The organism is Prosthecobacter sp. Pr1 (genome assembly GCF_057652315.1).
The window spans coordinates 1-23,869 of the sequence record NZ_JBYFBS010000024.1 but is presented as its reverse complement, the minus strand read 5'-3'; the positions used below and the strand labels follow the sequence as shown (position 1 = coordinate 23,869).

The window sequence follows — 23,869 nt, the reverse complement described above, 5'->3', positions numbered from 1 at the left end:
AGGGGTTTGCCCTCAGGTTCCAAGCATAACACCGGCCATAAACAGTACTGAACCCATCAAATGTCCGCTTTGATCATAATAGTATCACAACGCGGCATCCTCTAATAACCGCCTCTCCATGAGCTTGAGTCAGAAAACTTTTCAGTGTCCAACATCGGAGAATCGGTGTTCAGTTTCCGCTTGTTCCGTCTCCGGGCGGCCTTTTGCATGCAGAAACTCGCTCTCATTCTCTTTCTCCTTGGCCTGTTCGTGACCGGATTGCTCGGCACGGAGACGCGTTTGTTGTTCTTCTGGCCCGGGTGTCTGCTGCTGGGTCTCGCGGGTTTGACCGCCGTCCTGCGCTGGAAATTGCGCGTGAGTTTTCAACCCAGTGACTGGTGTTTGCTCACTATGCTCCTGCTGGCAGGCTACGTGGGCTGGCGTGCCTGGGCTTCCCCCGTGGAGATCTATGCACGTGAGGACGCCGCCGTGCTGCTGGCAGGCTTCATTGCCTATTTGTTGACGGTGACCGCTGTCAGCGACTCGAAATGGCGGCTTGGCATCGTCTGTGTGCTGCTGGTGCTGGTGGCAGGGAATCTGACCGCCGGCTGGGTGCATTTCAAAGGCCGCTGGGATTTCCATCTGGTGCCGGGCTTCTCGCGTTCCTTCCAGCCCGGGCGCATCGGCGGCTTTTTCAACAATCCCAATCATCTCGCCGCGTTTCTGTCCTTCACGGCCTTCCTGTCGGCAGGCCTGATGCTGTTTGCGCGCATTCACATTGCCTCGCGGCTGCTGCTGGGTTTTGCCATTTTATCAATGCTCGCAGGAGTGGCCCTGACAGCCAGCCGGGCGGCGATGCTGGGTTTTGCCGTCGGTGGTGTGGTGTTTGTGCTGCTCACGCTGTGGATCGTATGGAGCACCAAGCGGTCGCTCTTCAAATGGCTGATCATCGCCCTGCTGCTGGTGGGGGGAGCCGCAGGCGGCGCGCTCTACAAGGTCAATGAAGAATCCATGCTCAGGCGGCAGCTGACCAGCCCGCTGGGCGAGGACCTGCGCGTGTACATCTGGCGCGCCGCATTGGCGCAGAATGCAGAGTCACCCTGGGTTGGCGTTGGATCACGCATGTTTTACGAAGGCAGCATCACGCATCGGGATCCGGAATCTTCGCCATACATGGGAGATGCCCTCTTCGCTCACAATGAGTACCTGCAGACGCTGGCGGATTACGGCTGGGCCGGGCTGGCGCTGGTGCTGCTGGTGCTGCTGGCACACCTGTTGAACGGCCTTCGCTTCTTGCGCTGGTTCACCTTGGAAAAATTCCCCGCCACCGGCATGCTCAGTAGCAATGCGCTGGCGCTCACGCTCGGCGGCATCGCCGCACTGCTGGCCACGCTGGTGCAGGCGGTGTTTGAATTTCAAGGACATATCCCGATCACCGCCCTGGTCGGCGCCATCCTCCTCGGCCTGCTCGCCAATCCCGGCATCGAGAGCGAAGTGTTTAAATCCCGGCGCATCTGGGGGCTGCGCTTCCTCATGAAAATCGCCATGCTCGCAGCCTCCACCACGCTGCTGGGTGCTGCGGCGATTTTCGGCACGGCGGATGGTTATGCCGCCTATGCCCGGCTCCAAATCAAGGATGGCGAAACAGGCAAAGCTCTGGGTCATTTCGCCCGCGCCACGCTCATGGACCCACGCAACGCCGTGCTGGCTTATCAGCACGGCGTGGCCTTGATGGACTCTATCCATTCCCACATGACCAAGGATGCCTACCTCCGCACCGTGGACGCCTCGCTGAAAGAACTCACCCGTGCGACGACGCTCAATCCCTACAATTACCTCTACCAACTCGCCTTGGCGGATGCCCTGGATGCCGCTGGCAAAAACGACGCCGCTTTTCAGGCCATCCAGCGGGCGCTGATCCTCGCCCCGCTCTACGAGGAGCCCCGCCTGGCCCTGGGCATGCACTATCACCGCATGAAGCACTATCAGGAGGCTGAATTTGCCTACCTCTGGGCCGGAAAAGCGAAGGCCCTGAACCCCGAAGGCACCACCAACTGGCTGGACAGCTACCGCGAACTCCTCCGCCAGACCGCCTTGGAGGCTGATCAGGCACGGACCGCCCTGATCCAGCAGCAAGGACGCTGAGATGTGCATTGCCCTCACGCCGAATTCCGTTACTGTCGCACCCCTCATGGCACTCGCAAAAATCACCCAAGTTACCGGCTGCGGCGTTTACGTTCCTGGCTCGGACATCGACACTGACCGCATCATCCCGGCACGCTTCATGAAATGCGTGACCTTTGACGGACTCGGTGAATTCGCCTTCTACGACGTGCGTTTCGACAAGGACGGCAAGCCCACCGGCCACCCCCTTGACGATCCTCGTTTCAAAGGCGCCAACATCCTGCTCTCCGGCACCAATTTCGGCTGCGGCAGCTCCCGTGAGCACGCCCCTCAGGCCCTCTATCGTTTCGGCATCCGTGCCGTGATTGCCGAGAGCTTCGCGGAAATCTTTTTCGGCAACTGCACCACACTCGGCATCCCCTGCGTGTGCGCGAGCGCTGCAGACATCCGCGTGCTGGCCAACGAGATCGAGCGCAACCCGAAGCTCGAAGTCACCATCGACGTCGCTGCTGGCAAGGTGTTTTTCGAAGACCAGGAATTCGCCATCACCCTGCCAGGGTCCGCGCTCGAAGCACTGACCACCGGCAAGTGGGACCCCATCGCCGAACTTCTTGAAAACAAGGACGCTGTGCATGCCCGCATCACGGCACTGGGTTTCGCCTGAGTTTGTCCCATCCTTACCGCCTGACGCATGGCCGCCACTGAAACAGCCGCGACGGATAATTCGTCGTTAATCGTCCGCATTTCGTCGGCCTTGCGTCCGTCCCCCTCTCCGGACACAATCCACGTCATCGGGCATCGCAATCCCGATACGGACGCCATCTGTTCCGCCATCGGCTATGCGGCCTTCTTGCGGGATGTGCGCGGGATGAAGGCCGAAGCCGCCTGCTGTGGCGAACTCAGTGTGCGCACCAACTGGGTGCTGCAAACCGCAGGCGTTCCCGGCCCCAAACTCCTGCTCGATGTCCGGCCCACCGCCGCCTCCATCTGCCGGCGCGATGTGTTCACCGCCAGCCCGCACCAGACCTTCCTCTCCGTGTATCGGATGATGATGGATCACAACTTCCGCAGCATCCCCATCGTCGATGACGAAGGCCGCCTGCTCGGTATGCCGGCCATTCAGGAGCTCGCGCAGCTCTTTCTGCCGGCGCAGACAAATGACAAAACGGACCAGGCCAATCGTGAAGTCCGCAGCAGCCTGCTGAACATTGTCAATGCTCTCGACGGCATCCTGGGTGGTGCCGCAGCCGATCTGGAAACAATTCAGGATTTCGTGCTCGTCGTCGCGGCATCCAGCTTGGAGACCACGCACAAACGCACCCGGCAGTTCCCGGCAAACCGCCTTGTGATGATCACGGGCGACCGCCCGGAGATTCACGAACTGGCGATCGAGATGAATGCGCGCTGCCTCATCATCACCGGCAAGTTCAAAGCCACCTCCAGCATTCTGACACGGGCCGCACAGCAGGGTGTCGCCATCATTTATTCACCCTACGACACCGCCAGCACCTCGCAGCTCCTGCGCTTTTCACGCCCCATCGGCGAGGCGCTTACACACGAATTCCTCTCCTTCGGTTCACGCACCCCGCTGCGCGAAATTGTGCCGGCAGCGCAGCATTCCGGCCAGCCGCTCTTTCCCGTGGTCGACGAAGAAACACAGAAACTCCTCGGCGTCTTCTCCAAGTCAGACCTCATTGACCTGCCACGCATGAAGCTCGTGCTGGTAGACCACAATGAATTTGCCCAGGCCGTGGCCGGAGCCGATGAGGCCGAAATCATCGAGGTGATCGATCACCATCGTCTCAGCGGCAATCTGCGCACCAAGGAGCCCATACGTTTCATCAACGAACCCGTGGGCAGCACCTCCACCATCGTGGGCATCATGTACCGCATGCGCGAAGCCGCACCGGACAAATCCACCGCCATCTGCCTCTGCGCCGGCATCATCTCCGACACGCTGCACCTCACCAGCCCCACCACGACGAGCACGGACAAGGAAATCCTCGAATGGCTCAGCAGTATCGGCGGCATCGACAGCGCCCAGTTCGTCAAAGACTTCTTCGCCGCCGGCTCCATGCTCCGCGAGAACACCCCTGACCGCGCCTTGGAAAGCGACCGCAAAGTGTTCGAGGAAAACGGCTGGCACATCAGCATTTCCCAGATCGAAGAACTCGGCCTCGACGAATTCTGGAAGCGCGAAGCCGATCTGCAGGGCGCCCTGCAATCCCTGCTCACCAAGCACAACCTCCACTTCGCCTGCCTCATGGTCACCGACATCACCCGCCACCACAGCGTGCTGTTGGTTGCCGGAGACCAGCGCGTCATCGATGCCATCGACTACCCGCAGGCCAAAGAACACGTCTACGACATGGCCGGCGTCGTCAGCCGCAAGAAACAGCTCTTCCCCTACATGAGCCACGTCGTCACCAAGCTGGCCGCGCCTTGAGACAAGACCGACGTGATCGGCATATCACCCCTCACCCCGCCTCTCCCCGAAGATTGTCATGGAGCATCGCAGCATGGGGCGGGGAGAGGGGAAGTGCGCTACCCCCATTCGAAAGTGAGTCGGAGCCAAAACGCATCCCCCTCTCCCCGCCGAAGGCATGCATCGCTCCATGTTCACCTTCGGGGAGAGGCTGGGTGAGGGGCGGCCCAAAGCATCCTTGACGCCCGCTTACACCTTATGATGTAGTTCCCCCATGCTCACGCGCTTGGAAGAAATTCGTTATGAAATCACCGGCGAACGTCTCACTCTCATTGAGTTCGCCCGCAAGCTCCGCCAAGACGCCACAGATCCCGAAGCTCTCCTGAGGGCTTGCCTGCGCGGCCGCCGCATGAACAAACGCAAGTTCCGCCGCCAGCATCCGGTGGCACCTTACGTCCTTGATTTCTACTGCGCGGATTTGAAGCTCGCAATCGAACTGGATGGCGGACAGCACAACACCACCGAAGGAAAGCAGCACGACACAGCAAGAGAGTCCTTCTTACGATCTCAAGGTATCGAGACACTACGATTCACGAATGACGAAATGATGCGGAATACCGACGGCGTGATGAACGTGATCTGGAATCGAACCACCTTCACTCCCCAAAACTCCCCGTCTTCAAAAACCGGTGCACCGCCCGGAAAACCGCAGGCTGCAGAATGATCGTGGCATGATTCGTCGGCAGCAGCGTGAAGTCCGCCTCGCCCTCCCCATGCGAACTGGCAATCGTGACGACCCCATCAGATTCCGCGCCCAGCAAACGCCGAAAAACCGGCAACGTGTCCTTGTTTCCCATGATGACACCCGTCTCAGGCGGCAGCGGCCCCAGCGTGTTCGGCGTGCTGGCGGCATCCGTGCCGAGCTCTGCTGACACCGGCCCCAGCAGCCAGCGCACCCAGCGCCACTGGCCCAGTTCATCAATGATCTGACTTCCCTGATTCGGCGGCGCGAGCAGCACCGCACGCCCCAGCGGAAACGCCGGATCACGCTGCGCCGCCCACGCCCGAAACACAATGCCCCCGAGCGAATGCGTCACAAAATGTACCCGCGAACCTTCGGCAATCTCCAGCCGTTCCAGCGCCGGGTTCAGATGCTTCCCCACCGCATCCGCAATCGAAACACGGTGCGACGGATAACCAATGCTCTTCACCCGATACCCACAAAACTTCAGCCACAGCCCCACCAGCCACATGCTGCGTCGCGAACGCCCCAGTCCGTGGATGAGGATAACTGTGGGGGTGGGAGGATTTGATGAGGTGTCGTTCATGGCATACGATTGAGCAGTTCATCCCACCATTTGTCTGGATCACGTCGAATGTCAGCAACGCCAATGATGACAATGCCACGCGATTCAGGAACGTAAAACAAGGCAAGCTTGCGACGCCTAATCATAAGGCGTCTAACTGGAAACCTCCAATTGCAAGCCATGCGGGGGGAATTGCGCCAGCAAGGCCGTGGCGGTTTCAACTTGGGTTAGCAACTCCACGCCCCGACCGTCCTGAATGTCTTCGGCCTCAGAATAGAAACGCTGCAAGTCGGCCTCAGCGGCCCACGTCCAGACGATTTCATGTTTCATGCACGAGAGGCAACAATACGAGCTTTGACCTCACTCCAAGAAGACACACGATCAGGGTGTTGCCGGTATTCCTGCCAACGCTGCTCCACGAATTCCGCCAGCGCAGGATTGTCATCGGGGGTATCATCCATGACATCTTTCCAAAGTTCTGCCATCAGAGTCATCTTGTCCTCGTCGGGCAGTTGCGCGAGACCTGGAAAACGTTCGACGTTCATGGTATGAAGTTATTGCACCAATGCCACCGAGTCAATGCTCGACGGTGAAAGGCAGGTAAGGCAGTCCAGTTGCGCCGCAACCGGGCTGCCTTAACAAAGCGCCTTAGTGATTAAACAAGAACGCAGGCGAGTTGATCAAGGCCCACGCCAGATCCTGCGCAGCCGTAAGCCGCTTATTACCAAGCTGTGTCTGACTCAGACCAGCATCACGACGGAGCTGGACCAGCTTGGGATCAATCTGAATCGGCTTCTGCGTATCGGTGTGTTTGGTTTCAAGTGCCACAAGCTGCTCATCAACCGGCAGCGGCCTGCGGGCATTGGCCAGCACCTTCTTCTGCGTCTGGTAGTCCTTGAACTGGTTGAGGAAGTGCTGGGTCAGCAGCGCATTCTGCTCAGGCGTGCGCTTGGCGGCCTTCAGCGCGGCGGCAACAGCGGCGGGTGTGCCAAAGCGAACGGTCGGGCTGGTGGTGACCCACAAGCGGAAACGACCCGGGTTGTATTTGCCGTTCTGGAAGTTGGAGGTCATCACGATGGTGAACTGCGAACCGCCGTCATTTGCCACAGGCTTGGCGAATTCAAAGGTGGCTTCATGGCGGAAACCACCCTGCGGGCTCACAGCCCAGCCGCGGTCACGATTGCCTTTCTTGAGGGCTTCGGTCACGACAAAGTTGGTCTGCTCAAAGTCGGCCTTCGGATTTTTCAGCAGCTGCTCTTCACCACCGCGCTTGCTGCGCTTGGCGTCCATGGGGTCCGTGCGGACGGTGAGTTCACCGAGCACAAAGTTGCCATCGGAGGCGAGGCCAGGACCGTTGCTGGGCAGGCGGTCATCAGGCAGCATCTCCAGCTTGATGGCCGTGATGTTGGTGAGTGTCGTTTTACCAATCAGCATGTAGTTGCCGGCGGTTTCGCGGCCTGCAGGCAGCGCGGTGGCAAAGAGGCTGCCATCCGGCTGTACTTCGAGTTTCTCCACGCCAGCGGCGCGCTGCACCTTGATGCTGTCAAACGGCTGCCATTCCGTGGTGAGATCGAGGTAATTTTCCCACGCAGGCTGATTCGCAGCGGCGGTGTCCTGCACCGTCTTCACCTTGGCTTCCGCAGCGGTGATGGCGGCTTTGCGCGCAGCTTCCTTTTTGGCGATCTCCGGAGCCATCTTGGCTTTGTAGGCTTCGAGTTCCTTCTTCGCGGCGTCGATGGCGGCCAGGCGCTCCTGCTCGGCCTTGGCAATGATCGGCTGCTGCTCCGCCTCCTTGGCTTGGAGCGCGGCGGCGAGCTGCTTGTTCTCAGGATCAAGCTCCTGCATGGAGGCCAGCGCGGCGTTGATCTCCTTCTCATTCGCATGGCTGTTGAGGATGCGCAGGAAGATCGCATCCACGAGCTGGCGATCGTCTTTGATCTCGTTGGTGAGCTTGGCAATGGCGTTGCCCGGATCACTGATGGCATCACCCACGGTCGGGCCGCTCATCAGCGCCATCACAGGGCCCAAGTTCACCTCGTTGCTGCGTTCGCACTCGCACACGGATTCGCGGGCAGGTTTGCCGAAGTTGGCCAGGAATCCGTCCTGCAGCTTGACCTGTCCATCCGCCAGAGCGGCGGCGCGGGTGCCTTTGGGCATGCCAGGGATGTTCGGCATGCTGCCGGTCACGGCAAAGACGGAGTCAAACAGCACCTCAGCAGGCAGGCGGCGCGCCTTGGCGTGGCTGTAGTTGGTCTTGTCGTCCTCGTTCCACTTGTTGGTGGCCAGGCTCAGATTGTAGGTGCGGCTGTTGGCGATGATCTTCATCAGATGGCGCACGTTGAAGCCGCTCTGCACAAATTCGTTCGTCAGGTACTGGAGCAACTCAGGATTGCTCGGCGGATTGCCGGCTCGGATGTCATCCAGCGGTTCGATGACGCCAGTGCCGGTGAGGTAGCCCCAGATGCGGTTCGCATAGCTCATGGCGAAGTAATCGTTCTGCGGGCTGGTCATCCATGTGGCAAACTGCTCACGCCGGGTGCTCGCCGTTTTGCTGACGAGTTCCGTTTCAAACGGCACCTGAGGCGCGACGGGCTTGTTGGTGCGCAGATGCAGCACGTCACCGTCTTTCTTGTCAGCCACGATTTCAAACAACGGCTTCGCGCCTTCGACAGCACTGCCGCCGATGGTCTGGCCTTTGGCGGCAGGATCACCCTTGAGGTCAATCTGCGCGAAGTAGGACGCGGTTTCATAGTACTGGTCCATCGTCCAGCGCTCAAAGGGATGGTCGTGGCACTTGTTGCAGTTGAAGCGGGTCGCAAGGAAGAGGTGCGTGGTGTTTTCGCTGATCTCTTCAGCCGTGCGCACCGTCTTGAAGTAAGCCGCAGGCGGGTTGTCCTTGTTCGAGCCTGTGGCGGTGATGATGCGATACGCAAAGCGGTCGTACGGCGTGTTGTCCGCGACCTGCTGCTTGATCCAGGTGCGCAGACCGCCGGCACCTTCGGCACCGAGGAACTTCGCGTTCACCTGCAGCATGTCGGCCCACTTGTTGGCCCAATGCTCGACGAAATCAGGGTTACCGATGAGCTTGTCCACCACCTCGCTACGCTTGGTGCGCGTGTCACGCTTGTCAGCCAGGAAGGCATTGACCTCTTCGGGCTTCGGCGGCAGGCCGGTGAGATCGAGATGGATGCGGCGGAAAAAGTCCTCGTCATTGCACAGGCCGCTCGGCTCGATCTTCATGCGCTGCCATTTCTGCGCCACGAGTTCGTCGATCTTGTTCCACTTCTCCGGCTCCTTCCAGGCAAAGCCCGTGCGGTCGCCCATCACCGTGATGGTGGTGGCGGCATAGGCTCCTTCAAAGCGCGCAAGGATCGGCGCCTCACCACGGCGCAGACTCGTCATGAGCCCCTTCTTGTCGGCCTCGATCACATCGCCATTGCCGCTGTCCAGGAAGGCCTCGGCGGTGACGTCTTTGACATAGCCATCTGCATAACGCGCGATAACACGCAGCTGTTGGCGACCGCCAACACGCTCAATGACCGGATTCTTCGGCGACAGTTCGATGCTGGTCACGCGCGGCGTCTTCAGGTCCAGCTTGGCCCCTTGGCCGATCCAGGCTTTAAGCGACTCATAGTAAAGCTCTCCCGGAACGGTGAGCTGGCCCCCTTCATGCGGCACGCTGCCGCTGGCCTTCAAAAGCATCAGCGAATGCTCCGGCGAGGCGACGTTCGCACGGCGGCTGGAGAGATCATCCGCAAAGGCGAGCACATCGTAAACGGGATCATAACCACGCAGCGAGAGCTTGAAGCCCGCCTTGCCTTCCTTCGCGCCGTGGCAGGTGCCTTGATTGCAGCCCAGCTTCGACATGATGGGCATCACATCGCGCACGTAGTCCGGATGGAGCGCCACGTTCATGCCGCTCACATTCACCGGGATGTTCGCCGTCTTGCCCTGGAAGGAGATCTTCACATTGGTCGCTCCATCCTTGTCCGGACGCACCATGCCGCGTGTGTTCACATCCACGACTTCGGCATTTTCAGAAGTGATCTTGGCCATCCGCGTCACATCCGCACGTGTGCCGTCGCTCATGCGGGCGGTGACCAGCAGCTGCGCATATTCCGTCGGCTTGCCGATCTTGATCGTGGTCGGCTCGACATCGATGGAGGCAACCGTCGGCCCAGCGTGCAGGGTTTCGATTTTGTGGTCCTTCTCGACCACCACACGCACGCTGTCGTCCACGATCACGTCCGAGGCAGCGAGGATTTTTTCCTTCACCAGCGGCACGGAGACAAACTCCTTGGCGATGGCTCCTGTGGCCGCGTCAATGAGACGAATCTGTCCATCCTGACCTGCCACGGCGACCGATTTGCCATCCGGGCTGAAGGTGACGCTGAAGATGCCGCAGGGAATCGCGGTGCTGCTGAGCTGCTTCACACCTTTGACCACCCAATCATCCAGTGCCGGGCCCTTGCCGCTTACCGTTTCGACGATCTTCTTCACCGCCTCAGGCATCGTGCTGTCGTAATCGCTGGCGTAGATGTTCACCGTTCCCGTTCCCTCATACGAGGTGCCCGCAGCGATGCGCTTGCCATCCGGCGCAAAATCGACGCCAAAGATGCGGCCCTGCATCGCGGGGAATTTGCGGATAAGGTTGGCGTTGTCGCCAATGACGCGCTTCGTAATGCGCTCCATCCGGTAGATCGCGGGCACACCATCCGTGCCGCCAATGAGCACTTCATTGCGCAGCGGATGCCGCGCCAGCACCTGCACCCCACCTTTCAGCGCGCCAGGAGTGATGGAAGTCACGTTATCAACAAAACGCTGCGTCGCCACTTCGGTGAGCTTCACACTCATGTCACGACCGCAGGAAACGACATGCTTGCCATCCACGCCCCACACGGTGTCCAGCACCCAGTCGCTGTGCCCGCCCATGAAGAGCGTTTCTTTGCCTGTAGCCACCTCGATGGCACGCACCGCATTGTCTCCACAGCCAAATGCCAAAAATTTGCCATCCGGCGACCAGCTCGCGCCATACAGGGTGTCAAAGGTCAGCGACTTGGAGAGCTCCAGCTTCTTCGCCGCCACGTCCCAGATCTGGATTTCACCCATGCGCGCCGGGCTGCCGCCAGTGAGCGCGATCTTCTTCCCATCCGGAGACCAGGCCAGCTTCTGAATGCGCTCCGCCAGACCGACGAGACGTGAAACAATGCCGCTGCCGTCCGCCTTGTGGATCAAAACTTCATGGTAGCCCGCCACCGCGATCATGCTGCCATCCGGCGAATAATCGATGGAGGTGATGGCCGGTGCCTTCACGTACACCGGCGGGTGCGCCATGTCATATTGCGCCTTGGCAGACGCCGGCGTGTCATCCTTCGCACCTTCCGCGATCCAGCGTTCGATCAGGGCGATCTGCGTTTCATGCAGCGGCTCCGCCTTCTGCGGCATCTCTACCTTGCCCTTTTCGTCCGGTTTAATCAGCTTCAGCAAATTGGACTCCGCCGGTTTGCCCGCCACCACCGCATGGCCTTCCTCACCCCCTTTGAGCAGCGCCACGAACTCCGTCATGATGTAGTCGCCCTTCTTTTTCGCCGGCTGATGGCAGCCATTGCACTGCGCCTGAAAGATCGGGCGGATGTGCTTGTAAAAGGAGACCGGCTTGTTCGGGTCGATGCCCTCGTCCTTCTTCGGCGGTGCGGCATGCACAACGGCGGCGAGGAAGAGTACAGGAATGAGGAGACGTGTCTTCATGGGTTGGCGGGCGTTTTTGACAAAATCAGGGCAGCCCAGCACAACGCCGGTCCAATGGGCCGTCTTGCGCACCGCCCTCCTCAGGGCGGAATCGTCCATGCCCCAGAGTAGCCGATCACATGTCACCTCCAGCGGCGGTTCCGCCTGAGGGCGAAAAGGACCAGAGAAAACATCAGGCAGGCGGCACGACCGGGCTCAGGCACCACAACGAGCGTCCCGTGGCTCAGGAAGAGACTGGTGTCCCAGACGTACCCCGCGCCGAGCGAGGGCAGGATGAGATCCCCTCCTGTGGCAGAGGCATTGAAACCGTTGTTGATGAGGCTGCCCCAGTCGAACAGGTTGAAAACGTCTCCGAAAACAGGGGTGTAGCCCGCATTGGTGACGCTGATGGTGCCGCCAGCGTTGAGGGTGAGCACACCGGTGATCTCCACGTGGTCGTGGTTCCCTGGGCTGCCAGTCAGCAGGCTGGCATTCGTGGTGGGCAGAGCCGCCAGCCAGGTGGTCAAGTTTCCACTGTAGCTGCTGGCCGCGTTTCCAGTGCTGCCCGTGATGGTGAAATCCAGGCGTGTGGCACCCGTGGCAAGCGTGAGATTGTTGGCAAAAGTAAGCGTGCCATTCTGGTCCCCAGCCGTGGCAATGCTGGCAGCATTGCTGCTGCCTCCAGCGCGGATGATACCGCTGCCGCTGACTGCCCCGATGCCGTCGGTGGCGGTGAAGTTCCCGCTCACCGTGCCGCTGCCGGAGACGGTCCCATCATACGAGTAGGTGCTGCCCGTGTTGTTGTTGAAGGTGGCACCGCTGGCGACATCCAGCCACACCGAGTCATTGATGGCCCCGGTGATGGTGGTGGCCGTGGGTGTGGTGGCAATGCTGGTGCTGCCGAGTCGAAGAATGCCGGCCTGCACGGTGGTTTTCCCGGTGTAGGTGTTGTTTTCGTTCAGGATGAGGATCCCCGCGCCAGTCTTGTTGATGCTTCCTGCGGTGGCGGTCGCCGTGGTGGTGGCGATGGTGTCTTCGAGATTGTTGCTCACGATGTTCAGGTTCACCGTGGTCGTGCCTCCGGTGATGGCAAAGGTGCGTTCGGCACCGTTGAGATTGAGATTGGTGACGCCGATGGTGGAGGTGTCGCGCGTGATGAGGCTTGTGCCGGAGGAAGTGAGCGTGCCTTGGAGAACGAATTCACTGCCTTGATTGCCGGTCGCCGAAGCACGATTAAAGGTAAGCGTGTTACCCAGCAGGGTGATGCCACCGCTGCCGACCACAAAGCGGGTGATGCGGGTGGCACCGTTCCCGCCCACCAGCAGAGCGCTGGTGCCTGCCCCTGCAAAGGTCACGGTATTGGCGGTGGTCACGCCGTTGGAATTGATGGTGTAGCGGTTTCCTGTCTCTAAGAGAGTCGTAAAATTGCTGCCGCCACCGGTGACATTCATGATGCCGTTGATGGTGATGAAGCCAGCGGTGCTCGTTACGGTGCCGCCGCTTTTGGTGAAGTTGTTGAAGGTTTCGGACTTGCCGTTGAAATCCACAAATCCGCCGGTGGAAATGATCACGTCAGAATTGGCGTCATTGAGCTGGTTGTTCTGCGTCCACTGCACATAGCCGCCGTTGTTGATGTAAAGGTCGCCAGCCAGGGCATCGCTGCCAGCCGTCTTGCTGAGGTAAAGCCGGCCCGCGTTGACGTTCGTGTCGCCGGTGTAGGTGTTGGAATTGACACCGGTAAAGATCAGATTACCCGCTCCCGCCTTGGTGATGCCACCGCTCCCGCTGATGACGAGGTTGATGGTCGTTGCATCGCTGGCATCCGCGGTCGTGGGCGGGGTGGTCGGTGTGGGGTCGTTGAGAGTGAAGGTGCGGGTGGAAGCGCCCAGATTCAGCGTGCCGACAGAACCCGCCACGAGTGTGCCATCCGAGGTCTGATAGCTGATGGAATTGATGCCGCTGGCCGTGAAGTCACCACCAAGATTGATGCTGGCACCAAACTGACCCGCAGCCGCACGGCTCATGTTGATGGTCTGTCCGTTCATGGTCAGCCCGCCGGAGCCGATGTTAAGCTGGCTGACGCTCACCGTGCCGACACCGCCAATGAGAACGGCCACACCAGTCGCGCCCGTGAGATCCACCGACGCAGCGCTGAGACTGGAACTGGAGCTGATCGTGATCGCGGAAGTGGTGTATCCATTGCCTGAGACCTTGAGGGCGCCGGTAAAAGTGACGTTGCCCCCAATGCCGGTGAGCAGGCCCGTCGTAAGGCTGCTCGGATTGGCGGTGGTCGTCGTCTGCGTGTAGGACGCCAGGGTTTCCGCCTTGGAATTGAAATTCATCTGCCCACCACTGTTGGTCATGTTCAGGGTGTCCTGAAACTGCTCGTTGTTGTTCAGGCTCACGGTGCCTCCGGTGATGCTGAGGGTCGCAAGCTTGATGGCATTGGTGCCGGCGGTGACACCGAAGTTCAGGGTGCCGACGCCGCTTTTCACCGTGGTGCCAGTACCGAGCACCGTGAGGGAGTTGCTGATGGTCAGGCTGCCACCACTGATGTCGAGAATTCGGTCTGCTCCAAGATCCACCTGCGCCACGCTGCCTGAAAGCGGAGTGGTGGCGGCGTCCGCCTGAATGATGCTGGTGCCACCCGTATTGCTCAAAGTACCTTGCAGGTTGAGGCTGTTCCCCACTCTTCCCGCAACACTGGCCAGATTGAGCTGGATGGTGCGGCCATTGAGCGTCAGCCCGCCGCTGCCCACGGTCACTGTGGTAAGCGTGCTGCCATTGCCGCCCACCAGCAGCCCGTTGCCGCCCGTCAGACTCATGCTGCCCACGCTGAGCTGACCGCCGCTGTTGACGACATACTGGTTGCCGCCGGTGACGCTGAAAGCTCCGCTCACGGAGATGCTGCCCGCGTTGCTCCCACTGGAGAGCCAGCCACCGGAACTCTGCGTGTAGCTGGCAAACGTCTCGCTGGCATTGTTAAAGTTCAGCTGCCCGCCTGAGACGAGGATATCCGCAGCATTGGCGATCTGGTTGCTCGCATTCCAGACCACGGTACCGCCCGCTATCGTCAAGTCGTCGGCGATGGCATCAATCCCTGCGGTCTTGTTCAGAGTCAGCGTCCCGGCATTGACCACAGTGGTTCCCGTCAGGGTGTTCGCACTGCCACCACCCAGAGTGAGCGTCCCCGCTCCCGCCTTCGTCACGCCCACGGTTCCTGCAAGTGCGCTGTTGATGACTGCCGTGGCGCTGTTCACGGTCAGTGTGGGCGTGGTGCCGTCCAGCGTGATGGTGCCGCCGCTGAGCGTGTAGCTGCCGGCATTGGGTGTGTTAAACGTGATGCCATTGGCCAGCACGGAGCCCACCGTCACAGTGCCCGCCGTGCCAGCTCCCGCCCCGGCTGTGCCGCCGCCAAAGATCGCGATGTCCGTGTTTTGCCCCGGCCATGCGATCAAACTCCCGCCGTTGTTCCACACGGCGTTGGTGCCGTTCCAGCCCAGCGTTCCTTCGGTGATCACCCCGCTGGCAGTGCCATCCGTGTCATAGGTGTAGGATGTGGCCATCAGTTCCCCCACGCTGCTAGCAAGCAGTGACAACAGCAGCATCTGCCGCATACGTGTGGTAAGCAAGGTCGGGATCATCATCAAAATAGAGGGGGAGCAGGAAGGAGAGCGGCTTAGACGCTCAGGGGGCGGTTATGTTGAAACCGCCCAACGCTCACGCAATGCTTGTTCTCCATTTTTTCGCATACGAATTTCCTTTATTCCGGGGATCGCAGCTCATCGAAAAAGTTGCCCCTGCATGGTGCCTCCCCATGATGCGCAGACTGAATGCTCCCCGAATCCCTCAGCACCCGACTCAGCCGCAGCGTGTCGGCGGATTTCTTCCGCCCCCTCGCACGGCCCTCTGCGCCGGTTTATGTGGATTGCGCGGACCGCTTGGTCGAGGAAGCCGGTGAGGCCGGACGCCTCTCCCAGCGCGAAACCAACGAGATCATCCGCGAAGTCATCGCCCGCCATCCCCTGTCCTTGCTGTCAGAAGATGAGGGCGCTGCCCTTCGCGATGCCCGGCAGCGTGCCGGCCAGTTTTTCAATCGCCTCATCGCCGCAGGCTGGCTGGAAGATCAGACCCTCGGCCTGCATGAGCGCTGGGCCGTCATCACCCCCGGCCTGCGCCCCCTCCTGCGCATGCTGCGCGACCTCGCCGAGGACCGCGTGGCCGAGCTGAAAACCTTCGCTGACACGCTGCGCGGCCTCTGCCAGACCCTGGAGGAGCGCGGCGTGCTCGATCCCGTGCTCAAGCAGCCCGATCAGCTCCGCTCCACCGTCACCGATCTCTCCCAGCGCCTCGAACGCGCCATCGAGCAGCTCCACGCCGTGGAAAAAATCGTCACCAGCTTCGAGCAGCGCCAGCGCCAGAGCGCCACCGCCGCCGACACGCTGAGCCTCCTCTACGAGGAGTTCGGCCAGGGCCAGCACATGGTCTGCTACGATGCCCTGCGTCGCGGCGGCTTGCTCATGCGCATCGAACAGGCCCGCAGCATCATTGCAGAGCGCCATGACGATCCGCTCATGCGCGAACGCCTCTCCGAAGGCCTGCGCGAGCACTACGGCTACGACTCCACCGAGTCCTACGACCTCGCCATCTCCCTCCTCACCCGCCTTGATCGCGATCTCGGAGGCCTGAAACGCCGTGCCGAGGCCATCGACCTGCGCATGGCCGCCTTCAACCGCCTCAGCCAGCAGCGCTACCGCTACCAGACCGAGCTTCGCGGCCGCCGTCCGGAGATCATCAAAGCCTACTGCGACTCCATCAACACCGCCCACGCCGGCGGTCGCTTCTCCGAACTCGGCGCCAAGCCCGCCGACTTCGCCCCGCGCTGTGTCGAGACCCGCTTCTTCTTCGGCACCGAATCCCTCTACAAGCCCCGCCGCACCAAAGCCCCCGTCGATCTCACCTTCGGCCAAAGCGGCGCCGTCAAACAAAGCGAAGACGACGTCCTCGCCGCCTGGAAGGAGCGCCAGCGCCTCGCCCTCACACCCCAGCGCGCCGCACGCCTCGTCGCCAAGCTCATCCCCAATAAAAAAGGCACCACCAGCACCGAAGACATCCACCTCGAAACCACCGACGACCTCCTCGACCTCCTCGCCGTCGTGGCCTACGAACACGCCCCCGCCCTCGCCGGCAAACGCGTCCGCTGGAGCGTGGACGGCCTCCGCCGCCGCAACGGCCTGGAACCCCACATCATTGAGCACGACACCCACGCCGGGCATCGTATTGAGCGGTTTTCAGTGAAGCGGGAGAGTTGAGCTGGCTGATCAATTCCGGGCTTGGCAGCCAATGGTGACGGACTATTTTAATGCGACCCTCATGACTACCCTGCCGACATCCACCTTAGATCTCCAGCGGTCCATCCGCAGAGAGAAGGTGATGCGCGCGCGTTCCATGAGCGAGGAGGAGCGTCTGGTGGCCACTCTGGATCAGATCGACCTCGCGTTTGAGTGGATGCGGGAAGGAATACGGCAGGAATCGCCGGGCATCACGGATGAACAGGTTTGCCAGATTCTCACGGAAAGGCTGGACCGCCAGCGCCGACGAGAAGATCGCGGGCTGTATGTTCTGGCCACAACCAGCGCCTGATGGAACAGCATTTTGTCATTGCAGTCATCGAGGCACTGGAAGCCGAGCATGTGTCTTACATGCTGGCAGGCTCATTTGCCTCCATGGTTTATGGCATCCCGCGCTCCACCAAGGATGTGGATTTTGTCGTGGAGCTGGAAGAGCCCGCTTTCAGCCGCTTGATCAAAAGGCTGGAGCCAGGATTCGATCTTGATCCCCAGCAGTATCTGGAAACGTCCACCTGGACACGCCGCTACATTCTCAAAGCAAAACGCTCGGCCTTTAAGGTCGAGTTCTTTTTGCGGAACGATGATCCACACCATCTTAGTCAGTGGTCCAGAAGGCGTACCGTATACAATTCCATTCTCCAGCATCACGTCACCATGCCCACGGCAGAAGACGTGATCGTGCAAAAGCTGCGCTGGGGCAGGCCTCAGGACCGGATAGATGCTGAAAATGTGATGGATGTGCAGTTCCCACAGTTGGACTGGTCCTACATCGAACATTGGTGCGGACAGCATGATCGCCTCGGATTGCTGCAAGAGATTCGCTCAGGTCTTGAACCATTGCCTTGAGCAGTCCTGCAATCGTTGCATCCTCTCCTCCCCCATGTCCGCCTCCACCTCCGATCCCCTCTGGCCGCGCTCCTTTTGGAGTGATGTGCCGGATGCTGACCGCGCCGCGCTGCGCGAGGTGCTGGCGGAGTTGCTCGGCCGCGGCGTGCTGCTGGGCGATGAAGGCAGCGGACGCGAACTCTACATGCTGGCTCGCGATCACTACCGCACCCATGTGGAGGATTACCTCGCGCCCCTCGCGCTGGAACTGATCGTGGATGACGAAAACTCGCTGTTGCAGGCCAGGCCGCGCACCGAGTCCTGCCTCCTCCTCGGTCGTTTCGACAAGGACGAGACCCTGGTGCTCCTCGCGCTGTGGCGCCTCTACGATGATGAAATCAGCACCGGCAGCCAGGAGGCCGTCATCGTCACCGTGGATCAGCTCTGGGCTGCGCTGAAAGTTTACTTCGACAAGGTCGCCACGCCGGAAAAATCCCAGATCGAATCCTGCCTCGTTCGCCTGCGTCGGCATCGCCTCGTGCGCACGCTCAAGCCCGAAGGCATGACGCAGGCCGGGGAGATGCAGATCGAAATCCTGCCCAGCCTCTCCCGCGTGATCCCGTTTGATGACATCGCCGCATGGCAGGCGCGCGCGGAGACCTTTCAGCCGCCCAAAGACGGCAGCGCCGCTGAGGAGGTGCCCGCATGAGCCAGTCACGCATCACCTTGAGCCGCATCCTCGCGGTCAACTGGTACGGCTACCGTCAGATCATCGACGTCTCCGGCCTCTCACTGATTACCGGCGCCAACGGCAGCGGCAAAAGCGCCCTGCTGGACCTCATTCAGTTCGTCATGCTGGGCGAACAGCAGAGCAAATTCAACAAAGCCGCTGCCGGTGCGGGCAGCGGACGCAGCCTGCGTGGCTACTGCCTCTGCGACACCAACACCACCGGGCGCGACGGCCACGAGCGCTACCTGCGTCCCAGCAGCGTCACTCTCGCCGCACTCGAGTTCACCTGGCCTGCACAACAGGGTGAAGAAGAGCCACGCCGCGAAACCTGGGGTGCGCGCATCGAATACGAAAGCCCCACGGCCAAGCCATCAACGATCTGGTTCTGCGCCGGCCGCCGCCTCGCCTGGCAGGACTTCCTCAACAGCGAAGCCGGACCTCAGGCCATGCAATTCCTGCAGGAGGACGAGTTCCGCACCCGCGTGAAACGCGAGCTCGATGGTGACGTCTGGGACCGTCAGAAAGCCTACCTCGATGAGATGGCCATGCGCAGCCACCTCGGCTTCGACCCCGAGCAGATGGGCAAGACGCTCCCACGCGCGATGGCCTTTGAGCCGGAGAGCAACTTCGAGAAATTCGTACGCGAGTTCCTCCTCGAACCCGGCATGCCCGATGTGAAGGCCGTGAAAGCCAGCGTCGATGCCCACCGCCGCGCGCAGGAGCGGCTGGAGAAAATGCACGATCAGCTCGAACGCCTGAAACGCATCTCCGCGCATCATCAGGACTGGATCAACTCCAAGCGCGAGTCCGCCCTCTACACCCACCTCAGCGATGCTTTGAAGCACGAGGAAGCACTGGAAAATCTCCAGCGCAGCCGCGCCGAACTGGACGAAAAACAGGCCGATTACGAAGACAATCGCAAAACGCACGAGCAGACCCTCGAAGAGCGTGACCGCCTGCGCCGCTCGGTGGAGGCAGCCCGTGCTGCCCTCGGCGACAAAGCCGTGCGCATGGAGGAAAACGACCGCCGCCGCCGCGAGGTCTCCAAGGAGATCACGCGCCTCGAAGCCGCTGCAACCAGCCTGCACGAGCAAATCCGCTCCCATCTGCGCCACTGGCAGGACTGGACGCTGCACGCCGCTCGTCTCGGCCTGCAAGACACCACCGATGCCTCCGCCGCCATCTCCGGCATGCAGAGCAAAGACGAATGCAAAGCCCTCGCTGCCGCACGCGACTCCTCCCACGCCTTCATCAAGCTTCGCGACGAAGCCATGGAGCAGCTCCGTCCCGTCGAGGCTCGTCTGGCCGAACACGAAATGCGCAAGTCCGCGTTGCACAAAGACCTCACGCAACTCCGCGAAGGCCAGGCTTCGCCCTCCCCTCTGCTCAACGCCTTGCTGTCTCGCGGCCAGAAAGCCGTCGCGCTGGGCCGCGTCGTGGAAGTAAAACCCACGGCCGAAAAATGGTGGCCGCTACTTGAGACCGTGCTCGGCATGAACCGCCGCGCCGTCATTCCCGAAGACTTCCGCGCCGCCTGGGATCAGGCCCAGCAGACACCCAGCCCCAACGAACTGCTCATTCATCCCGAGGAAGCCGCCAAGACCACCACCAAGGTCGAGAAAGGCTCCCTGCGCGAGTTGCTTGAGACCCAGCATCCCGTGGCGGGCAAAGTGCTCGATCACCTCCTCGGCGGCATCGTCGCTGTGAACAAAGCCTCGCAACTCGACAAACACGAACGCGCCCTGTCACTCGACGGCTGGCTCAAAGACCCACCGCGCCGCCTGCGCCTCACACCCGAAAAAGAAATCACCCTCGGCGAAGAAGGCCTGCGCCGTCTCCGTGACGTGCGTGAGAACGAACTCCGTGAAACCGACGCCGTCATTGAAGAAGTGCGCCAGGATCGCGATGATCTCCGCGCCTTTGTGAATCGCGGCATGGAGTGGCGTCTCGACCGCTTCAACGTTCCAGACGGTGCGGACGAAGTACCGCTCCTCCCCAAATTTCGCAAAGAACTCGGCGAACTCCAGGCCACCTGGGATCTGCTGGCCACGCCGGACAACGTGAAGGCCATGGAAAACCTTCGCGTGGAAAACGCCTCGCTGGAAGGCATCCACGAACGCATCGGCAGCCTCAAATCCGCCATCACCGCCTTCGAACTCGCCAAGGCCCGTCTCGAAGAATCCATCAGCGAAGACATCTTCCAGGAAGAGCAGACCCGCATCGCCCGCCAGGCCTCGCGCACCCTCGTGCGTGGCTCATCCGACGATGAGATCAACACGCGCATCAATGCTGAACGCCAGAAATCCACCTCCTGGCGCAAATCCATCGAGATGGCCGCCGCACTGGCCATCCAGCTCGAAACGCATGCGCAGGAGGCCCGCCGCCTGCGCGATGTGCAGCGCCAGGAACTCGTCGCCGCCCACGCCGATCTCAGCGATGCCCTCGACGCTGACGCCGAAGACAACGAAGCCTACGACAAGCGCCGCGAAGATCTCGAAACCCACGAACTTGAGCGCTACAAGACCGCCGCTCTCGAAGCCAAGCGCGAGTGGGAAGACCGCCTGCAGCACCAAGTTCTCGACGTGCTCCGCGAAAAACTCAGCGAAGCCGACCGCACCAAGCGCGAGCTCAACCGCGCCATGGATCACGAGATCGGCGGCTGGCGCTACCAGCTCACCAGCCGCGCCGACAAGGCACACACCGCCATCTGGACCCTCGTGGAAAAAGGCCTTCCCAGCGGTTCCGAGATGGAGCTCTTCAACGCCGCCGGCCGTGAGGACATCGAGCGTGCCAAGAACGAACTCATGGCCGCCATCGACGCCGCCGACAATCCCGAAGACAAACGCCACCAGCGCGCCCTGGATTACCGCTACTACCATCACTGGGACATCGAAGCCAAGCCTGCCGGTCGTGGCGATGCCGCCGCCATCAGCTTGAACAAGAGCGCCAAGAAACAAAGCGGTGGCGAAAACCAGGCACCCTTCTTCGTCGCCACCCTCGCCGCCTTCCGTCGTGTGTACGATCTCGGCCGCCGCGACGATCCGCAGAACCTCGGCCTCGTTGTCATGGATGAAGCCTTCAGCAAGCTCAGCGGCGACCGCATTGACGACTGCCTCGCCATGGCCCGAAACTTCGGCCTGCAGCTCATCATGGCCTTCCCCGAGGACCGCCTGCCCACCATGTTTCAGCACGCCGACACCGTCGTGCAATGCCGCGTCGAACGCACCTACGACCCGGATACCGAGCAAATCCAAAACATCGAAAACTGGGTCGTTCGCGTCGAAGGTTCACGTCTCGCAGAACTGATGGAATGAAATGGCTCGCCCAGTTGCACCAAGACTGGATGGCCGCCCGGAAGCGGCGCGTGACAGCATCGGTGCAGCCATTCCGTCGCGACTGGGAACAGCTGCTTGAAGATGCCGGCATCCGTTCAGCGGAAGATCAGCAAGCCGCTCTGCGTGAAGCCCAGCAGCTTGCCAAATTTCAACTGGTCCCCCGCAAACGAAACCCACGGTTCATCGACAAGATCGTCTTGCCATTGGAGTCAGAAGCTTGGCTGCACGAGCAGTTCGGCACCCAGCCCGGCGCGGCATCTCAGCAGCAGGCGCTCAGTGTGGTGCATGCTTGGTCAGCGAAAACACACCCTCTCATGCCAGAAGCATGGAGTGAACTATGCCAACGGTTGGAAGCCGCCTTCAACATCCCACGAGTTCTCGAACCCTTTCGCTGGCTGGAGCCAGTGCGTGTGAATGAACTGCTGGCCCTGCTCTTCCAAATCACCAGCCGCGAATGGCCCACCGGCACGCTGATTCGCGATGCGAGCACGCATCTCGGTTACGACTCCAAACACCTCGAATCCCAGCAAAGCTTCCTCGAACGCGCCTTGGAAACACTCTTCGGACGCGAGACACCACTGGAAGCTGTCGGCATTCAAACGACCAACAGCACCCTGCACTACTGCGGCCCGTTGGTCCTGCATTTCGCCGACCACACAAAACCTCTCGACCTCCGCTACGAATCCACGCTGTCCGTCGCAGAACTCGAGCAAACCACGCACGTCACCACCACCGCCCAGCGTCTCCTCACCGTCGAAAACCGCAAAACCACATTCCTCCAGCTCGCACATGCAGATGCGCAGCGCAGCACCTTGATCGTCGCCACCTCCTTCCCCACGCAGGCGGTGAAACTCCTCATGCAAAAACTGCCGCCCGCTCTGCCTCACTACCATTTCGGCGACACCGACCCCAGCGGCTGGGACATCCTGCGCAAACTGCGTGAGCTCGCTCCTCATCCCGTGCTACCCATTCACATGTCATGGCGGCCTTCCACCCAGGCAAAGCCATTGACCCAGCGCGAACGACAGATCATCGACCGCCTGCTCGCTGATCCACGCATAGCCGACTGCCACGCTTCTTTGCAAGCCATGCGAAACTCCGGCACGAAAGGCGACTTCGAGCAGGAATCCCTCGGGCGCCCCTCCTTGCCGGAGTGGCCATTTTATGAGAACACGTGACTGGAACGCCAGTTGACCCGGAGCCTGCGCGGGCGGACGATCTCGCACCATGGCAACCCCCTCCACCGACCGCGCTCAAACGACCGACCGCACGCACACCATCGCCGTTTTCTGCGACTTTGAAAACCTGGCTATCGGCGTGAAGGACGCCCAGTATGACAAGTTCGACATGAACAAGGTGCTCGACCGCCTGCTGCTGAAAGGCAGCATCGTCGTGAAAAAAGCCTACTGCGACTGGGACCACTACAAAAGTTTCAAGGCCGGCATCCATCAGGCCTCGTTTGAACTCATCGAAATTCCCCACGTGCGCCAGTCAGGCAAAAACTCCGCAGACATCCGCATGGTCGTGGACGCCCTCGATCTCTGCTACACCAAGCCCCATGTGGACACCTTCGCCATCGTCAGCGGCGACTCCGATTTCTCACCTCTCGTGAGCAAGCTGCGCGAGAACAACAAGACCGTCATCGGTGTCGGTGTGAAACAGTCCACCAGCGGACTCTTCATCGACAACTGCGACGAATTCATCTTCTATGACGATCTCGTGCGCGAAGAAGAAAAGACCAAAAAGCGCATCGCGCGCGCCAAGCCCGCCCCCTCCACAGCCAAACCATCCGCCACTCAGGAACGCAAACCCGGCGGCGATCCCGAAAAAGCGATCCAGCTTGTCGTGGAAACCGTCGAAGCCATGCTCGGCCGCAGCGGCAGCGACACCGTCTGGGCCGGCCCCGTCAAACAGGCCATCCGTCGCCGTCAGCCACAGTTCGACGAACGCTTCTACGGCTTCAGCACCTTCAGCGCCCTTTTGGAGGCAGCCGCAGATCGCGGCCTGATGAAGCTCGAGAAAAACGAAAACGGTTACCGCATCAAAGTCTCAGCCTCCGAAGAATA

The 23,869-nt window shown here is 60.9% G+C and carries 16 protein-coding genes; 11 read left to right on the top strand and 5 right to left on the bottom strand.

All coding sequences use genetic code 11. The features are described from left to right. Nucleotides 1–207 precede the first annotated feature (207 nt). The 4 genes from AC24GY_RS26190 to AC24GY_RS26175 all read left to right on the top strand — a co-directional run bounded on the left by AC24GY_RS26190 (nucleotide 208) and on the right by AC24GY_RS26175 (nucleotide 5,252). On the top strand, nucleotides 208–2,124 hold the full coding sequence (locus AC24GY_RS26190; protein ID WP_487689081.1) for an O-antigen ligase family protein: 1,917 nt from the start codon (nucleotides 208–210) through the stop codon (nucleotides 2,122–2,124). Between the two features lie 46 nt (nucleotides 2,125–2,170). After that, nucleotides 2,171–2,767, top strand: a complete 597-nt coding sequence (gene leuD / locus AC24GY_RS26185) for a 3-isopropylmalate dehydratase small subunit (RefSeq protein ID WP_422319520.1) — start codon at nucleotides 2,171–2,173, stop codon at nucleotides 2,765–2,767. A gap of 27 nt (nucleotides 2,768–2,794) precedes the next feature. Then, the gene (locus tag AC24GY_RS26180; protein ID WP_487689079.1) at nucleotides 2,795–4,549 is read left to right on the top strand and encodes a putative manganese-dependent inorganic diphosphatase; all 1,755 of its coding nucleotides are present in this window, start codon (nucleotides 2,795–2,797) and stop codon (nucleotides 4,547–4,549) included. A gap of 253 nt (nucleotides 4,550–4,802) precedes the next feature. Next, nucleotides 4,803–5,252 (top strand): endonuclease domain-containing protein, encoded by a 450-nt coding sequence (locus tag AC24GY_RS26175; protein WP_487689077.1) that lies wholly within the window; start codon nucleotides 4,803–4,805, stop codon nucleotides 5,250–5,252. Here the strand turns inward: AC24GY_RS26175 and AC24GY_RS26170 are convergent. The 5 genes from AC24GY_RS26170 to AC24GY_RS26150 all read right to left on the bottom strand — a co-directional run bounded on the left by AC24GY_RS26170 (nucleotide 5,185) and on the right by AC24GY_RS26150 (nucleotide 15,194). Beyond that, nucleotides 5,185–5,856: an alpha/beta fold hydrolase gene (locus tag AC24GY_RS26170; RefSeq protein WP_487689075.1), complete on the bottom strand. Its 672-nt coding sequence runs from the start codon at nucleotides 5,854–5,856 to the stop codon at nucleotides 5,185–5,187. The two genes, AC24GY_RS26175 and AC24GY_RS26170, sit on opposite strands and share 68 nt — an antisense overlap. 132 nt (nucleotides 5,857–5,988) lie before the next feature. After that, nucleotides 5,989–6,165, bottom strand: coding sequence for a type II toxin-antitoxin system RelE/ParE family toxin (locus AC24GY_RS26165; RefSeq protein WP_487689073.1), 177 nt, complete (start codon nucleotides 6,163–6,165; stop codon nucleotides 5,989–5,991). Next, on the bottom strand, nucleotides 6,162–6,380 hold the full coding sequence (locus AC24GY_RS26160) for an addiction module protein (RefSeq protein WP_487689071.1): 219 nt from the start codon (nucleotides 6,378–6,380) through the stop codon (nucleotides 6,162–6,164). Before AC24GY_RS26160 ends, AC24GY_RS26165 begins: the two co-directional genes overlap by 4 nt. A 103-nt stretch (nucleotides 6,381–6,483) precedes the next feature. Continuing rightward, entirely contained in the window at nucleotides 6,484–11,583 is a 5,100-nt protein-coding gene (locus AC24GY_RS26155; RefSeq protein ID WP_487689069.1) for a DUF1549 domain-containing protein, read from the bottom strand. Between the two features lie 122 nt (nucleotides 11,584–11,705). Beyond that, nucleotides 11,706–15,194 carry a beta strand repeat-containing protein gene (locus AC24GY_RS26150; protein WP_487689067.1) on the bottom strand — a complete coding sequence of 1,163 codons (3,489 nt, stop codon included), beginning with the start codon at nucleotides 15,192–15,194 and terminating at the stop codon, nucleotides 11,706–11,708. Nucleotides 15,195–15,395: 201 nt separating this feature from the next. Between AC24GY_RS26150 and AC24GY_RS26145 the strand changes: the two genes are divergently transcribed. The 7 genes from AC24GY_RS26145 to AC24GY_RS26115 form a co-directional block, all read left to right on the top strand. Further along, nucleotides 15,396–16,874 carry a Wadjet anti-phage system protein JetA family protein gene (locus AC24GY_RS26145; RefSeq protein ID WP_487689065.1) on the top strand — a complete coding sequence of 493 codons (1,479 nt, stop codon included), beginning with the start codon at nucleotides 15,396–15,398 and terminating at the stop codon, nucleotides 16,872–16,874. Between the two features lie 61 nt (nucleotides 16,875–16,935). Further along, nucleotides 16,936–17,205, top strand: coding sequence for a hypothetical protein (locus AC24GY_RS26140; protein ID WP_422319504.1), 270 nt, complete (start codon nucleotides 16,936–16,938; stop codon nucleotides 17,203–17,205). Beyond that, the gene (locus AC24GY_RS26135; protein WP_422319502.1) at nucleotides 17,205–17,759 is read left to right on the top strand and encodes a hypothetical protein; all 555 of its coding nucleotides are present in this window, start codon (nucleotides 17,205–17,207) and stop codon (nucleotides 17,757–17,759) included. Before AC24GY_RS26140 ends, AC24GY_RS26135 begins: the two co-directional genes overlap by 1 nt. 34 nt (nucleotides 17,760–17,793) lie before the next feature. After that, nucleotides 17,794–18,447: a DUF4194 domain-containing protein gene (locus tag AC24GY_RS26130; RefSeq protein WP_487689063.1), complete on the top strand. Its 654-nt coding sequence runs from the start codon at nucleotides 17,794–17,796 to the stop codon at nucleotides 18,445–18,447. After that, nucleotides 18,444–21,782, top strand: a complete 3,339-nt coding sequence (locus AC24GY_RS26125) for an SbcC/MukB-like Walker B domain-containing protein (protein ID WP_487689061.1) — start codon at nucleotides 18,444–18,446, stop codon at nucleotides 21,780–21,782. The genes AC24GY_RS26130 and AC24GY_RS26125 overlap by 4 nt, the downstream gene beginning before the upstream one ends. Continuing rightward, nucleotides 21,779–22,981 carry a Wadjet anti-phage system protein JetD domain-containing protein gene (locus tag AC24GY_RS26120; RefSeq protein WP_487689059.1) on the top strand — a complete coding sequence of 401 codons (1,203 nt, stop codon included), beginning with the start codon at nucleotides 21,779–21,781 and terminating at the stop codon, nucleotides 22,979–22,981. The genes AC24GY_RS26125 and AC24GY_RS26120 overlap by 4 nt, the downstream gene beginning before the upstream one ends. A 49-nt stretch (nucleotides 22,982–23,030) precedes the next feature. After that, nucleotides 23,031–23,869 (top strand): NYN domain-containing protein (locus AC24GY_RS26115; protein ID WP_422319495.1); only part of this gene is annotated, 839 nt, incomplete at its 3' end.